Origin of the sequence: Burkholderia cenocepacia (assembly GCF_014211915.1) — a bacterium.
Taxonomy (GTDB): domain Bacteria; phylum Pseudomonadota; class Gammaproteobacteria; order Burkholderiales; family Burkholderiaceae; genus Burkholderia; species Burkholderia orbicola.
The window spans coordinates 1,891,853-1,905,044 of record NZ_CP060039.1 but is presented as its reverse complement, the minus strand read 5'-3'; the positions used below and the strand labels follow the sequence as shown (position 1 = coordinate 1,905,044).

17 protein-coding genes are annotated in these 13,192 nt (G+C 70.4%); 4 read left to right on the top strand and 13 right to left on the bottom strand.

Annotated features, from left to right (window positions below; all coding sequences use genetic code 11):
* Nucleotides 1–29: 29 nt before the first annotated feature.
* From SY91_RS09095 to madL, 10 genes are all read right to left on the bottom strand, one after another.
* On the bottom strand, nucleotides 30–551 hold the full coding sequence (locus SY91_RS09095) for a phospholipase D-like domain-containing protein (protein ID WP_043886766.1): 522 nt from the start codon (nucleotides 549–551) through the stop codon (nucleotides 30–32).
* A 117-nt stretch (nucleotides 552–668) separates the two neighbouring features.
* Nucleotides 669–1,601: an acyltransferase domain-containing protein gene (locus SY91_RS09090; RefSeq protein WP_023475187.1), complete on the bottom strand. Its 933-nt coding sequence runs from the start codon at nucleotides 1,599–1,601 to the stop codon at nucleotides 669–671.
* Nucleotides 1,598–2,464: a triphosphoribosyl-dephospho-CoA synthase MdcB gene (gene mdcB / locus SY91_RS09085; protein ID WP_185920864.1), complete on the bottom strand. Its 867-nt coding sequence runs from the start codon at nucleotides 2,462–2,464 to the stop codon at nucleotides 1,598–1,600. The genes SY91_RS09090 and mdcB overlap by 4 nt, the downstream gene beginning before the upstream one ends.
* On the bottom strand, nucleotides 2,461–3,129 hold the full coding sequence (mdcG, locus tag SY91_RS09080; RefSeq protein WP_023478183.1) for a malonate decarboxylase holo-[acyl-carrier-protein] synthase: 669 nt from the start codon (nucleotides 3,127–3,129) through the stop codon (nucleotides 2,461–2,463). The genes mdcB and mdcG overlap by 4 nt, the downstream gene beginning before the upstream one ends.
* Entirely contained in the window at nucleotides 3,116–3,823 is a 708-nt protein-coding gene (mdcE, locus tag SY91_RS09075) for a biotin-independent malonate decarboxylase subunit gamma (protein ID WP_185920863.1), read from the bottom strand. Before mdcE ends, mdcG begins: the two co-directional genes overlap by 14 nt.
* A 198-nt stretch (nucleotides 3,824–4,021) precedes the next feature.
* On the bottom strand, nucleotides 4,022–4,945 hold the full coding sequence (locus SY91_RS09070) for a biotin-independent malonate decarboxylase subunit beta (RefSeq protein WP_023477914.1): 924 nt from the start codon (nucleotides 4,943–4,945) through the stop codon (nucleotides 4,022–4,024).
* Nucleotides 4,942–5,256, bottom strand: a complete 315-nt coding sequence (mdcC, locus tag SY91_RS09065) for a malonate decarboxylase acyl carrier protein (protein ID WP_006485317.1) — start codon at nucleotides 5,254–5,256, stop codon at nucleotides 4,942–4,944. The genes SY91_RS09070 and mdcC overlap by 4 nt, the downstream gene beginning before the upstream one ends.
* Before the next feature lie 10 nt (nucleotides 5,257–5,266).
* Entirely contained in the window at nucleotides 5,267–6,913 is a 1,647-nt protein-coding gene (gene mdcA / locus SY91_RS09060; protein ID WP_043888612.1) for a malonate decarboxylase subunit alpha, read from the bottom strand.
* 131 nt (nucleotides 6,914–7,044) lie between these two features.
* Nucleotides 7,045–7,812: a malonate transporter subunit MadM gene (gene madM, locus SY91_RS09055; RefSeq protein WP_023477912.1), complete on the bottom strand. Its 768-nt coding sequence runs from the start codon at nucleotides 7,810–7,812 to the stop codon at nucleotides 7,045–7,047.
* A gap of 11 nt (nucleotides 7,813–7,823) precedes the next feature.
* A complete protein-coding gene (gene madL, locus SY91_RS09050) occupies nucleotides 7,824–8,219 on the bottom strand; it encodes a malonate transporter subunit MadL (RefSeq protein ID WP_006485307.1) in 396 nt (131 codons plus the stop codon).
* Between the two features lie 329 nt (nucleotides 8,220–8,548).
* Between madL and SY91_RS09045 the strand changes: the two genes are divergently transcribed.
* Nucleotides 8,549–9,397 carry a LysR substrate-binding domain-containing protein gene (locus tag SY91_RS09045; RefSeq protein WP_012328224.1) on the top strand — a complete coding sequence of 283 codons (849 nt, stop codon included), beginning with the start codon at nucleotides 8,549–8,551 and terminating at the stop codon, nucleotides 9,395–9,397.
* A 161-nt stretch (nucleotides 9,398–9,558) separates the two neighbouring features.
* On the top strand, nucleotides 9,559–9,840 hold the full coding sequence (locus SY91_RS09040) for a DUF4148 domain-containing protein (protein WP_006476367.1): 282 nt from the start codon (nucleotides 9,559–9,561) through the stop codon (nucleotides 9,838–9,840).
* Nucleotides 9,841–9,885: 45 nt separating this feature from the next.
* Here the strand turns inward: SY91_RS09040 and SY91_RS09035 are convergent, their stop codons facing one another.
* Entirely contained in the window at nucleotides 9,886–10,803 is a 918-nt protein-coding gene (locus SY91_RS09035; RefSeq protein WP_023477911.1) for a 3-hydroxyacyl-CoA dehydrogenase NAD-binding domain-containing protein, read from the bottom strand.
* A 246-nt stretch (nucleotides 10,804–11,049) separates the two neighbouring features.
* On the opposite strand from SY91_RS09035, the gene SY91_RS09030 reads away from it, so the two are divergent.
* Both SY91_RS09030 and SY91_RS09025 read left to right on the top strand, forming a co-directional pair.
* Complete coding sequence (locus SY91_RS09030; RefSeq protein WP_023477910.1) at nucleotides 11,050–11,490, top strand: Hsp20/alpha crystallin family protein; 441 nt, start codon at nucleotides 11,050–11,052, stop codon at nucleotides 11,488–11,490.
* Between the two features lie 17 nt (nucleotides 11,491–11,507).
* Nucleotides 11,508–11,918 carry an Hsp20/alpha crystallin family protein gene (locus SY91_RS09025; RefSeq protein ID WP_023477909.1) on the top strand — a complete coding sequence of 137 codons (411 nt, stop codon included), beginning with the start codon at nucleotides 11,508–11,510 and terminating at the stop codon, nucleotides 11,916–11,918.
* A 112-nt stretch (nucleotides 11,919–12,030) separates the two neighbouring features.
* On the opposite strand, the gene SY91_RS09020 is transcribed toward SY91_RS09025, so the two are convergent.
* Together SY91_RS09020 and SY91_RS09015 are read right to left on the bottom strand one after the other, a co-directional pair.
* Nucleotides 12,031–12,333 (bottom strand): zf-TFIIB domain-containing protein, encoded by a 303-nt coding sequence (locus tag SY91_RS09020; protein WP_023477908.1) that lies wholly within the window; start codon nucleotides 12,331–12,333, stop codon nucleotides 12,031–12,033.
* A 90-nt stretch (nucleotides 12,334–12,423) separates the two neighbouring features.
* Entirely contained in the window at nucleotides 12,424–13,179 is a 756-nt protein-coding gene (locus tag SY91_RS09015; protein WP_012328220.1) for a TerC family protein, read from the bottom strand.
* Between the last annotated feature and the right edge of the window lie 13 nt (nucleotides 13,180–13,192).

Sequence of the window (13,192 nt, the reverse complement as noted above, 5' to 3'; positions counted from 1 at the left end):
ACCGGCGCGCAATGCGCCGCAGGAAGGGGTCAGAGGCCGCCGGCCTGCCGGTATAGCCGCCAGAACGATTGCGCGTAGGACTGCGCGAGTTCGGGCGCGCGCCGGAATACGTTGACCGTGTCGGCCTGCTCGGCCGCGCCGTCGGACAGCGTCGTCAGCGCGACGCTGTCGTCGACGATCACGAAACGCGACGCGGGGCCGCCATGCCGCGAATCGATCGCGACATCGATACCCGCGGATTTCAGATAGCCGGCGCCGCTGTACCTGCCCGCACGCGGCGGGCGCACCAGCACCACGCGCACCTCGATCCCGCGTGCTCGGGCCGCGCGCAGCGCGCTCGCGACAGCCGGCGGCACCTGCGTATAGCCGGCCAGCAGCACGCGGCGCCGCGCCTGTTCGATCAGATCGACGGTCGCGTCGGCCGCCGCGTTGTCATACGAAAAGTACGTGCCGACCGATGCGGCGTCGGACAGAATCTGGCTGGCGTGGACGCTCGTCGCGCAGCAGAACGCGGCGAGGAAGAAGGCGGCTGGTCTCATGGCGGGCGCCATTGTAGCGACGCCAATTCGCGTGGCAAGGGGCGGCTGCGGCGCTGCTGCGCCGGCGCAACACACAGTGCCGAACCGGTACCCGGACGCTGTGTTTCGAGCCGGGTTTCAGCCCGTCGATCAGCTGGGCGCGACGCGTGCGAGCCAGCTCGTCACGCCGTCGACGGAACGGAAATCCGCGAGGCTGCGCGCCGGCAACGCGGGATACGCGCCGCCGGCCATCTCGGCCAGCGCGCGCCCGGGACCGAGTTCGAGAAACGCGGTGGCGCCCGCCTCCACGCATGCGGCAAGACAACTCGCCCACTCGACCGGCTCCGCGATCTGCCGCGCGAGCTTGTCGAGGCCCGTGTCGACATCGAGCACCGACGCGCCGTCGATCCCCGAGAACAGCCGCGTGCCCGGCAGCGGCCGGCGCACGCGCGTCGCGGCCAGCGTCGCGCGGAAGGCCGGCACGGCCGCCGCGAGCCGGCGCGTGTGCGACGCGATCCGCACGCAGACGGGCGCGACGCGCAGCGCGCCGGCATGCGTCGCGTCGCCGGCCACCGCATCGACATCGGCGTGCCGCCCCGCGACCACGAACGCATCGCCCGGGTTCGCGATCGCGATGGCCGCGTCGCGACCGTCGCACAGCTGCGCCAGTTGCGAACGCGTCAGGCCGCGCACGAACACCATCCGCTCGTCGCCGCCGCTTGCGGCATCCATCGCGCGTGCACGCGCATCGGCCAGGTCGAGCGCGTCGTGCGGGTCGATCATCCCCGCGACGCTCCACGAGCCGACCTCGCCGACGCTGTAGCCGGCGACGCAGCGCCGGCGCGGCCACACCGCATCGAGCAGCGCGGCCGCCGCGAGCGCCTGGACCGTGCAGAGGATCTGCGCGGCCCGGTTTTCCCGCAGCGCGTCGGGGCCGGCCTGCCGGACCCAGGCGCGTGGATCGTCGCCGAGCAGCCGGCCCGCATGCGCGAACAATGCGTCGGCTTGCGGCGCCGAGCCGGTCAGGTCGAACATGTCGGCGCGCTGCGCGCCTTGCCCCGAGCACAGGATGGCGAGCGTCATCGTGCGTGCCCTTCGGCTTCGAGCGCATCGACGAACACGCTCATCGCGAGCAGGTCGGCCGCCCCGCCCGGGCTCAGCCGGCGTGCGACGAACGCCCGATGCGCGGCCGCCGCGCGCAGCCGCCAGTCTGGCGCCCGCACGCCGCCGCGCGCGACGAAGGCACGGGCGGTCGCGCGGGCGAAATCGAGGCCGGGCTGCCCGCCCCGGTGCAGCAGATTCGTGTCGTCGAGCGCGGCGATCAGCGCGAAGCACGCGGCGACCCGCGCGGCTTCCGGATCGTCCGGCAAGTCGCGCCGGGCGCGGCGCAGCGCGGGCAAGCCGATCGCGTACACGGTCGGAAAGCCGTCGGCCGCCTCGCGACGCGCACCGCCCACACCGTAGCGGCGGCTGGCGCGCTCGCCGTGGCTGTCCGGCAAACGCGGGCCGCCGAGGATCTCGACGCCCCAGCGGCACGATACGAACGCACCGAGCGTCGTTCCGGCCGACACCGCGCCCGGCAGCGCGCGCCGGCCGGCAGCCGCACACAGCAGCCCGAGCCCGAAGATCGCGCCGCGATGCGTATTGACGCCGCCGGTCGCGGCGAGCATCGCGTGCTCGGCACGCAGGCCGATCTTGCGCAGTACGGCCATGTCCGCGTCGCGTGCGCCCGCATCGGCGAGTTCCGCGAAGTACGGCCGCAGCACGGCGGCGCTGCGCGCGAACGTCGCGGCATCCATATCCGTATGACTGCCGGTGTCGACGTGACTGACGAGGCCCGGCTTCGGATAGGTGTCGATCTCGAGCACGAGGCTGCGCTCGGCCAGCGCCGCGATGCGTTCGGCATCGGACGGCGCCGCTACGCGGCAGGCAGCCCGTGCGTTCATCGCGGGCCTCCGGTGAAGGCATCGGCGCGCATCAATTCGACCGCAATCGCGGTCTTCACCGCGACTTCGGGCAAGCGCGCGTGCAGTTCGCGCCAGTTGACGCCTGCACCGTCGTCGCGCAGCAGCTCGCCGTCGATGCGCATCGGCGCGCGCGCGTCGATCGCCGCGAGACCGTCGAGCAACGGTGCAAGCAACGCAGCGTCCGGTAGCGGCAACACGATGTCGAGATCGGACGATGCGCTCAGGTAGGGCTCGCCCGTCAGCGCCTGCCACGCGAGGCTGCCGAACACGCGGCCCTGCACGCCGCAGCGCGCGCCGAGTGCATCGAGTTCGCGCAATGGCGCATGCCACGCGGCGGGCGCGGCGGCGAGCACGTCCGTCAAGGTCGGCAGCGGGCCGACCGTCGCGAGCGCGTCGGCGGCCACGTTCAGCGCGATGCGCCGCTTGCCCGCCGACGGCGGCAGCGGCAGACCGAGCGGCACGCGGCCGGCATCGGCTTCATCCGGCGATGCGCGACGCACGATCAGCGGCCAGCCACGTTCGGCCCATGCACGCACGAGCGGATCACCCGCGAGCGCCGGGTCGCGGGCGAATGCCGCGCCCCACCCGCCCGCCGTCAGCGTGACGAGCGTGTGGCGGCGCAGCGGCAGCTCAGCGTGCGGCACGCGCGAGTGCCTCGACGCGGGCGGCGACGTCGGTCGCGACCGGCCGGCCGCGCGCCGCGCGCCGGTCGATGCGCTCGGCCGGCTTGCCGAGCCATTCGCCGACCTGCGCGTCGAGCGCCCGGGACGGATCGAGCACGGCGTCGACGGCGCCCATCTTCACGAGGTTGTCGAGCCCCGGCGCGAACACCGGTGTCGAACGCGCCATCTCCTTCAGCACGTCGATCGGCAGCTTGGTCACGCGCGACATCGACGGCAGGTCCATCACCTCCGGCTCGGCGCCCGGCACCGCGAGCAGCGTGCGCGTCGCGAGCGCGGTCGCGATGAACGCGCCGGCGGCCGTGTGGCCGTACAGCACGCCGATCGTCCGGTGTCCGGCGAGATCCGCGTGCATCAGGCATTTGGCGAGATGCGACAGCCCTTCGTTCAGGCCCAGCAGTTCGTCGCGCTTGCTCATCCGCTGGCTGTCGCTGTCGACCAGCACGAGGATCGGCGTGTCGCCGCCGCGCGCGACCGTGTCGAGCACGCGCGACGCGAGCATCAGCGCCTCGTCGATGCCGAACGGCAGGCGGTCGGCCACGCCGATCACGTCGACGCGCATGCCGGCCAGTTCCGCGTGGCCCGTCAGAAGGCCGCCATTGCGCACAATCGAATGGCCCGCGGGAAACAGCGAGTTCAGTACTTCATCGAGCGTCATGCTGCCTCCCGCCGGGCCGCCCCAAAGGGCGTAGCGGGGAATTCGCGGAGCATCGCTCCGCGCCCGCGTAGCCGGCCGGCTTTGCAAAGCCGGCCGTGGACGGCAGGCACCCTCTCGGGGGAGCCGTGCATGGGACCGGAGTAAGCGCTGAAGCGCCAACTCCGGTCGACAGCGAACGAAGTGAGCGTGGGGGTCGTTTCATTTCTGCTCCTGTAACTGGTCGGCGAGCTTCGCGAATTCGTCGTCGGGCATGCCCGGAATCGCTTCCGGCGCGTCGGCCCCGAGCGCACGCCACACGTCGAGCGCATCCTGGCAGCCGCCGAACCGCTCGATCCGTGCTTCGAGACGCGCCTGTTCCTCACGCAGCATCGCCGCATCGAACGTGGGCGCGCGGCCGATCAGGTCGAGCGCGGCCGCGCGAAACGCGTCCGGCGTATCGGCCACGTAACGATCGGCGCCGCCGATCAAGCGCCGATGCTTGCCGCCCATCGTGCGCCAGATCAGCGCGCGATCCTTCGAGTCGAATTCCTCGACGCCGCGATTGGTCTCGATCACTTCAGGCCCCGACACGCTGATGCGCCCCTGCTCCGACACCGCGAGCGCCGAACAGCACGCGGCGAGCAACCCGCCGCCGCCGTAGCAGCCCGCGCGCCCGCCGATCAGCCCGATCACCGGCACGCCGGCCGCCCGCGCTTCGACGAGCGCACGCATGATCTCGGCGATCGCGAGCTCGCCCGCATTCGCTTCCTGCAACCGCACGCCGCCCGTGTCGAACAGAATCAGCACCGGCTTGCCGACGTCACGCGCGGCGCGCAGCAACCCGGTGAGTTTCGCGCCGTGCACCTCGCCGAACGCGCCGCCCATGAAACGGCCCTCCTGCGCGGCGACGAACACCGGCTTGCCATCGAGCCGGCCGTGCCCGACCACCATCCCGTCGTCGAACTGCTGCGGCAGCGCGAACAGCGGCAGGTGCGGGCTCGTCACGCGCTCGGCCGGCCCGAGGAATTCCGTGAAGCTGCCCGCGTCGAGCAACCCGTCGATGCGTTGCCGCGCCGACGCTTCGTACCAGCTCGCCGCATTCGCGACGAACGCCGGCGCATCGTGGATCACGTCGCTCATCATGCGTCTCCCTCGATCGCGCGCACGGCCTGCGCGAGCCGCAGCGACACCATGTCGGGCCGCGCGCCGCCGTCGTTGATCGACAGCTTCAGGCCGCCCGGCGTGCGCCGTTCGACGAAATCCGATACGACCGCCTGCCAGACCGCGCCGAACCCGACGGCCGCGGTGCGGATGTCGATCTCGCATTCGTTGCCAGGCAGCACGCGTTCGACCAGCACTTCGAGATTGCCGGACGCGACCACGCCGACGAGCGCCGCGGCCTGCTCGCCCTTCGCGCGTTCGCGCGCGGTGAAGCGATAGTTCAACTGTTCCATGCCCTCTTCCTCACCAGTTGCGGAACCGGGCCGGCGGCGCATAGAGCCCGCCCGACCAGTGCACCAGATCCTTGATCGACCGCGCGGCGAGCCAGCGGCGGTCGGCGTCGAGCGGATCGATACCGAGATCCTCCGGGCGACGGATCACGCCGCGTTCGCGCAGCCGCTCGACCAGCTTCTTGTCGCGGCCGCGGCCGACGTCGGTATAGCCGGCGACGCCGCGAATCGCGTGCTCGCGTTCGTCCTTGTCGCGGCACATCAGCAGATTCGCGATCCCTTCCTCGGTGACGATGTGCGTGACGTCGTCGCCGTAGACCATGATCGGCGCGAGGTCGAGCTGCAGCTTGTCGGCGAGCTTCAGCGCGTCGAGCTTCTCGACGAACATCGGCACGTTCTTGTCGCCGAACGTCTCGCCGATCTGCACGACCAGCTTGCGGCCGCGCCGCAGCGCCGCTGGCGTGTCCGGGTCGGCTTCCGCGCCGGCCTTCAGCCACGGCTCGCTCGGATGGCGGCGGCCGCGCGCGTCGCTGCCCATGTTCGGCGCGCCGCCGAAGCCGGCGATCCGCTCGGCCGTGACCGTCGACGAATGGCCGGACAGGTCGATCTGCAACGTCGAGCCGATGAACATGTCGCATGCATAGAGGCCGGCCGTCTGGCAGAACGCGCGGTTCGAGCGCAGCGACCCGTCGGGGCCGGTGAACCACACGTCGGAGCGCGCGCGGATATAGTCGTCCATCCCGACCTCGGAGCCGAAGCAGTGGACCTGCTCGACCCAGCCCGATTCGATCGCGGGAATCAGCGTCGGGTGCGGATTGAGCGCCCAGTGCGTGCAGACCTTGCCCTTCAAGCCGAGCTTCGCGCCGTAGGTCGGCAGCAGCAGCTCGATCGCGGCCGTGTTGAAGCCGATCCCGTGGTTCAGGCGCTTGATCCCGTACGGCTCGTAGATGCCCTTGATCGCGAGCATCGCGGTGAGGATCTGCGTTTCGGTGATCGCGGCCGGATCGCGCGTGAACAGCGGCTCGACATAGAACGGCCGGCCGGCCTCGACGACGAAATGCACGCGATCGCCCGGGATGTCGACGCGCGGCACCTTGTCGACGATGCGGTCGACCTGCGCGATCACGATGCCGTCCTTGAACGCGGTCGCCTCGACGACGGTCGGCGTGTCCTCGGTGTTCGGGCCGGTGTACAGGTTGCCGTCGGCGTCGGCGCTCACGGCCGCGATCAGCGCGACCTGCGGCGTGAGGTCGATGAAGTAGCGGGCGAACAGTTCGAGATAGGTATGCACCGCGCCGAGCGCGATCTTGCCGCCGAACAGCAGCTTCGCGATGCGCTGCGACTGCGGGCCCGAATACGCGAAGTCGAGGCGCTTCGCGATGCCGCGCTCGAACACGTCGAGATGCTCGGGCAGCACGACGCCCGACTGCACCATGTGCAGGTCGTGGATCTTCGCGCTGTCGACGTCGGCGAGCGCGGTGGCGAGCAGATCGGCCTGCTTCTGGTTGTCGCCTTCGAGGCACACGCGATCGCCGGGCCGCAGCACCGCTTCGAGCAACGCGACGGTGTCGCGCGCATCGACCCGCTTGCCCTGCGCGTATGCCGCGCCGGCCGCGAGGCGTGCATCGCGCGCCTGCCGCGCGTGATTCCATCCGGTCATGAACAGTTCTCCGCTTCGAGGGTTCAGCGGCATTCTAAGCCTGGCGCCGCCGCCGATTGATGATGTTGCAGAATGCGACTCAGAGGACGCGGCGATGGATGCGGCCCGCGCGCGGGCCGCGTCGCAGGGCCCTACGCGCCGACCAGCGCGCGCGTCGTGAAGAACAGTACCGACGGCCCGAGCAGGCAGCCGACGCCGGTATGGAACGTCGCGACCAGCGCACCGTACGGCACGAGCCGGCGATCGGTCGCGGCAAGGCCCGCGCTCACGCCGCTGACGGTGCCGGCCAGCCCGCCGAAGATCATCGCGGAGCGCGGCGTCTTCAGGCCCATGAAATTGGCCGCGACCGGCGTGCCGACCATCACGATGATCGCCTTCACGAGCCCGGTCGCGATGCTGAGCGCGATCACGTCGGAACTCGCACCGATCGCCGCGCCGGTGACGGGCCCGACGATATAGGTGACGGCGCCCGCGCCGATCGTCGTCATGCTGACCGCGTCGGTGTAGCCGAACGCGCGCGCGACGCACGCGCCGACGATGAACGGCAGCACGGTGCCGAGCAGCAGCGACGCGACACCGACGAGCCCGGCCTTGCGCGCCTCGGTCGGCTGCACTTCGAACGCGGTCGCGACGATCGCGAAATCGCGCAGCATCGCGCCGCCCATCAGGCCGATGCCGGCGAACAGCTTGACGTCGGCCAGCCCCTTCTCGCCGCCGGTGAATGCGCCGCCGACGTAGGCGAGCACGAGACCGATCACGATCGCGATCGCCGAGCCGTGCACGCGGCCGAACGTGAGCTTGCGCGACGCGATCGACGACAGCCACATGATCAGGCCGACCAGCGCGAACGACGCGACGAGCCCGTTGTGGGCGACGGTTTTTTCGAGCATCTGCAGCATGGCGGCCTCCGTTATTGTTCTTCGAATTGCGGCACGCCCGCGAAGGCCGTGTCGTCGCGCCCGGTGCGCGCGAGTACCGCAATGCAGCATGCGCAGATCGCGACCGCCCCGACGGCGGCCAGCAGCGCGACCGGCCCGCCTTTGAGCGCGGCGACGACGTTCTGGTTCGCGGCCATCGCGACGACGACCGGGATGTACATCGCGCCCCAGAAACCGACGCCCGCCTCGGTCTCCTTCGGCAGCCAGCCGCGCCGGTGCAGCCACAGGCGCAGGCAGATCAGCAGCAGCATCGCGATGCCGACGCCGCCGACATTGGTCTTCACGCCGATCGCGCTGCCGAGCAGGTCGCCGAGGAACAGTCCGGCCAGGTGGCAGAACGCCAGCAGCGCGGTTCCGTAGATGATCATGAGTCGTCTCCAGTCTCTTCGTGACGGGCGCCTGACGCATGCGGGAGTCAGGCCCGCACGCCGATCCCGGGCGGACTGTCTGTCTCCTGCGGCGGGGCGCCGCGGCCCGGCGGCTCGTCGTGCGAGCACGTTCTCGGGGTCGATGGGATGATGCGGATTCGGGCCGGACGCCGGATGGCTTAGACTGACCGATGCAGCCGGCGGCGCGACACGGGCTACGCGTCTGGTGCCCCTCGTTGGCGGAGGCCGCACTGGCGCGTGATCCGATACTAGCGCCGCATAATCCGGCCATTTATGAAGTTGTCGAAACCGATTCAGTGGATTTAGCAATGCGTCCGTTACCGCCCGAACTGCTGCGCAGCTTCGTCGCCGTCGCCCAGTCCGGCAGCTTCACCGCCGCGTCCGAGCGCGTGAACCTGTCGCAGTCGACCGTCAGCCAGCATATCCGCCGCCTCGAGGAGCTGCTCGACCGGCCGCTGTTCGAGCGCGACACGCGCAACGTGCACCTGTCGCAGCACGGCGACGCGCTGTTCCGCTACGCGGTGCGCATCCTCGAACTGATGGACGAGGCCGTCACGTCGGTCTGCGGGCCGCCGCTGTCGGGCAAGGTGCGGCTCGCGATGTCGGAGGATTTCGCGTCGGCGCACCTGACGGCCGCGCTCGCGAGCTTTGTGCAGCGCAACCCGGACGTCGAGCTCGCGATCTCGACCGGGCTGTCGGGCGACCTGTTCGACGCGCTCGACGAAGGCCGGCACGATCTCGTGTTCGCGAAACGCATCGCCGGCAGCCGGCGCGGCCGCGTGATCCGCAGCGAACCGCTGTACTGGTGCACCGGCCCCGATTCGCGGATCACCGGCCACGAGGCCGTGCTGCCACTCGCGATGCATCCGGAGCCGAGCGTGTCGCGCCGCCGCGTGCTCGAATCGCTCGAAGCCGTCGGGCGGCCTTACCGGATCGCCGTCGTGAGCAGCAGCATCGCGGTGCTGCGGGCGGCCGCGAGCGCGGGGCTCGGCGTCAGCGCGTTCGCCGGCTACGTGATCCCGGCCGGGCTCGCGCGGCTCGACGCGGGGCTGCCGGAGCTCGGCGAACTCGAATACGTGATCGATCGCCCGGCGGCCGCGTCGCGCTCCACACTCGCGCTCGAAGCCACGTTGATCACGGCGGCGGCCGAGTTGTAACGGCACCGCGCTCAAGTCACGCGGACGCGCCCGCACCTGACAGCTTTGCCCGGAACGCGTCATCGTCCGCGCAGCACCCGGTCGCGACAATGGGACCCATCCGAACGCACCGCGCATCGCCGCGCGCGCCCGGTACCCCGTCCCCTTGATCGGAGCCCGCCATGAAAAACGTCCTGCGATTCGCCGTCGCGACCGCCGCAGCCGCGCTGCTGTCCCCCGCCTTTGCCCAGACCGACGCATCAGCCCCGGCGCAGGGCCTGACGCGCGCGGAAGTCATCGATCAGCTCAAGCAGGCCTATCTCGACGGCGAACTGCCGACCAACGACGGCAACTATCCGCCGAACGCCGCGACGCGTGCGCGCAACCGCGAACTCGTGCAGGCCGCGAGCCCGGCCTGGCTGGCCCACGTGCCGCCCGCCAGCCAGGCGACGTCGCAGCAATGACCGGTGGCGCCGCTGCGCGCGACCGGATCAGAATCAGGATCACGATCAGGGCAGGAAGCTGCGGCGCCGTGCGTCGATCAGTTCGACGAGCAGCCGATCGCGCTCCGCTGCCAGTTCCTGCATCGAGCGCTCGCCCTGGATCGCGCGCAGCTCGTCGGTCAGCTTGCGATCGACTTCCGGATCGAACGACGGCGTGCCGAGGTCGTCCCACCAGCTCGTGATCGGCCCCGACAGGTGTTCGAGGAAGTGCGCGATCCCGCCCGCGCCGCCGCCGAGGTGATAGGTCAGGCACTGCCCCATCAGCCCCCAGCGCAGGCCCGGCCCCCACGCGACGGCCTTGTCCGCATCGGCGACGCTCACGACGCCTTCGCCGACCAGGTGATACACCTCGCGGAACAGCGCGGCCGCAAGCCGGTTCGCGACGTGGCCGGTCATCTCCTTGTTCAGCACGATCGTCTGCTTGCCGAGCGCATCGTAGAACTGCTTCACGCGCGCGATCACGTCCGGGCTGGTCGCGTCGCCGCCGACCAGCTCGACGAGCGGGATCAGGTGCGGCGGATTGAACGGATGCGCGATCAGGCAGCGTTCCGGATGCTTCGCGCAGGCCGTCTGGATCTCGGACATCTTCAGGCCCGACGAGCTGGACGCGATCGGCACGTGCGCGGGCAGCACGTCGTCCATCTGCCGATAGAGCGCACGCTTCAGGTCGAGTCGCTCGGGGCCGTTCTCCTGCACGAAATCGACGCCGTCGAGCGCGCGCACGAGATCGGCGTCGAACGACAGCCGCTCGCAAAGCTCGGCGGCCCGCTCGCCGAGGAATGCGGCGAGCGCGTCGCGCAGCCGTGCATCGGCCTGCGGCGCCGGGTCGGTCGCGACGACGTCGAAGCCCTGCGTCAGGTAGAAAGCGGCCCAGCTCGCGCCGATCACGCCGGCGCCGACGATCGCGATACGTCGAATGTCCATGGTTGTCCCGTGTGGTTGGTCTGCGGATATGCCGCGGCGATTGTCGCATCGAATCCCGCGCGCGGGCGTCGACGCGGGCTGCAGATTCCCTCTTGAAATGCGCGGCGACGGCCACTAATTAATCGTCGTCGGGCAGTGCCGCATGCCACGCACCGCCCCCGTATCGACCCAGTGGAGCCACCCGTCGCGCCCGCCGCAGGCGACGCGCGGTCACGTCTCCCGCGTTCCCTGTTCAGGAGGACCAACATGAGCGGTATCCATTTCGGCCACGATCTGTTCGACGAATTCGCCCGCGTGCAGCGGCAGATGGCGAGCCTGCTCGGCGAACGCCCGTCGGGCATCCGTGCAGGGCGCGCCGGCGCGTTTCCCGCCCTCAACGTCGGCGCGACCGACGACGCGATCGAGATCGTCGCGTTCGCACCCGGCATGGCCGCGGCCGACTTCGACGTATCGATCGACAAGGATCTGCTGACGATCAGCGGCGAGCGCAAACCGGCGCCGCGCACCGAAGGCGACGACGTGCGCGCGTATGCGCAGGAGCGCTTTCACGGCGCGTTCCGCCGCGTGGTCGAACTGCCGCGCGATGCGGACCCCGACCAGGTCAGCGCCCGCTACGAAAACGGCTGCCTGCTGATTCGCGTCGGCCGGCGCGAGGCCTCGAAGCCGCGTGCGATCACCATTCAGTAACCCTTCAGGATACCGACATGAACACGAACCCGACCCTGGCCGAACACCAAACCACCCCCGTTCACCCGGCCGCCGCGGAAGCCGCGCGCCGGCCCGCGATCACCCCGTCCGTCGACATCGTCGAGGATCAACGCGGCGTCACGCTGCGCGCCGACCTGCCCGGCGTGCCGCGCGAGAATCTCGACGTGAAGGTGCACGACAACACGCTGACGATCGAAGCCGCGACGCAGTTCGACACGGCGGCCGACCTGCGCGTGCGGCACGCGGAAATCCGTTCGACGCGCTATGCACGGTCGTTCGTGCTGAGCGCCGACCTCGACACGTCGCGGATCGACGCGAACCTGCGCGACGGCGTGCTGACGCTGACGATCCCGCGCCGCGAGGAAACGCGCCCTCGCCGCATCGACGTGACGGCCGGCAATGCGTGAGCGTCGACGCGTGTCCTGACGTGACACGCATGAAAAAGCCCCGCTCCGGCGCGATGCCGGGCGGGGCTTTTTTGCATCGGGCCGCGCGCGCTCAAGTGCGCGGACGGCAGATTCAATCGAAATCGAACAGATCGAACACCGACTTCTTGCGACGCCGGCCGTCGTGCCGGTCACGCCCGTCGTGCGAGCGCGCGTCGCGCCCCCAGCCGTCGTCGCGGCCGCGCGGCGCGTGCGCGTCGTGCTGCACTGGCGCCGTGTCGCGTCGCGCCGGCGCGTCACCGGTTTCGTGGGCGATCAGCTTGTCGAGTTCGCCGCGATCGAGCCACACGCCGCGGCAGGTCGGACAGTAGTCGATCTCGATCGACTGGCGCTCGGCCATCAGCAGGTCGGGCGTCTTGCAGACAGGGCATTTCATCGCGGTTCTCCTTTCCGTGCGAATTTCATCCGGATTCCATATGAGGTGCGCGAGCCGGCCGCCACAGCGGCCGGCATCACGCGCGCCGGCTCAGTCGCGCGCCACCTGCGCCGCCCGCTTCGCCTTGGCCCGCCGCGCCAGCATGTTCATGCCCTCGACGAACGCCGAGAACGCCATCGCCGCATAGATGTACCCCTTCGGCACGTGCGAACCGAACCCTTCGGCGATCAGCGTCATGCCGATCACGACCAGGAACGACAGCGCGAGCATCACGATCGTCGGGTTGCGGTCGATGAAGCGTGCGAGCGGCTGCGCGGCGAACAGCATCACGCTCACGGCGACGATCACGGCGACGAACATGATCGGAACGTGCTCGGTCATGCCGATCGCGGTCACGATGCTGTCGATCGAGAACACGATGTCGAGCATCACGATCTGGCCGATCGCGGCCCACACGGTCAGGCCGGCCGCGCCGGCGGCCCCGCCCGCGCCGTCGCCGTCGTGCGACACGTGGTGATGGATCTCGGTGGTCGCCTTCCACACGAGGAACAGGCCGCCCGACAGCAGGATCATGTCGCGCCACGAGAACGCATGGTCGAACAGCGTGAACACGGGTTCGGTCAGGCTCGCGATCCACGCGACGCTGCCGAGCAGCGCGAGGCGCATCACCAGCGCGAGCGCGATGCCGAGACGCTGCGTGCGGGCGCGCTGCGCTTCGGGCAGCTTGTTGCTGAGGATCGAGATGAAGATCAGGTTGTCGATGCCGAGCACGACTTCCATCACGACGAGCGTCAGGAGCGCGGCCCAGACGGCGGGGTCGGTGGCAAGCGTCAGCAGGTAGTCCATGGGCGGGGCCGAT

Excerpts from the sequence above, each read along its gene's own strand:
- SY91_RS09070 (WP_023477914.1), bottom strand. The coding sequence starts at position 4,945 with ATGATGAGCGACGTGATCCACGATGCGCCGGCGTTCGTCGCGAATGCG.
- mdcE (WP_185920863.1), bottom strand. The coding sequence starts at position 3,823 with ATGACGCTCGATGAAGTACTGAACTCGCTGTTTCCCGCGGGCCATTCG.
- SY91_RS09020 (WP_023477908.1), bottom strand. The coding sequence starts at position 12,333 with ATGAAATGCCCTGTCTGCAAGACGCCCGACCTGCTGATGGCCGAGCGC.
- SY91_RS09040 (WP_006476367.1), top strand. The coding sequence starts at position 9,559 with ATGAAAAACGTCCTGCGATTCGCCGTCGCGACCGCCGCAGCCGCGCTG.
- SY91_RS09015 (WP_012328220.1), bottom strand. The coding sequence starts at position 13,179 with ATGGACTACCTGCTGACGCTTGCCACCGACCCCGCCGTCTGGGCCGCG.
- madM (WP_023477912.1), bottom strand. The coding sequence starts at position 7,812 with ATGCTGCAGATGCTCGAAAAAACCGTCGCCCACAACGGGCTCGTCGCG.
- SY91_RS09030 (WP_023477910.1), top strand. The coding sequence starts at position 11,050 with ATGAGCGGTATCCATTTCGGCCACGATCTGTTCGACGAATTCGCCCGC.
- mdcB (WP_185920864.1), bottom strand. The coding sequence starts at position 2,464 with ATGAACGCACGGGCTGCCTGCCGCGTAGCGGCGCCGTCCGATGCCGAA.
- mdcA (WP_043888612.1), bottom strand. The coding sequence starts at position 6,913 with ATGACCGGATGGAATCACGCGCGGCAGGCGCGCGATGCACGCCTCGCG.
- mdcC (WP_006485317.1), bottom strand. The coding sequence starts at position 5,256 with ATGGAACAGTTGAACTATCGCTTCACCGCGCGCGAACGCGCGAAGGGC.
- SY91_RS09045 (WP_012328224.1), top strand. The coding sequence starts at position 8,549 with ATGCGTCCGTTACCGCCCGAACTGCTGCGCAGCTTCGTCGCCGTCGCC.
- SY91_RS09095 (WP_043886766.1), bottom strand. The coding sequence starts at position 551 with ATGGCGCCCGCCATGAGACCAGCCGCCTTCTTCCTCGCCGCGTTCTGC.
- SY91_RS09090 (WP_023475187.1), bottom strand. The coding sequence starts at position 1,601 with ATGACGCTCGCCATCCTGTGCTCGGGGCAAGGCGCGCAGCGCGCCGAC.
- madL (WP_006485307.1), bottom strand. The coding sequence starts at position 8,219 with ATGATCATCTACGGAACCGCGCTGCTGGCGTTCTGCCACCTGGCCGGA.
- SY91_RS09025 (WP_023477909.1), top strand. The coding sequence starts at position 11,508 with ATGAACACGAACCCGACCCTGGCCGAACACCAAACCACCCCCGTTCAC.
- SY91_RS09035 (WP_023477911.1), bottom strand. The coding sequence starts at position 10,803 with ATGGACATTCGACGTATCGCGATCGTCGGCGCCGGCGTGATCGGCGCG.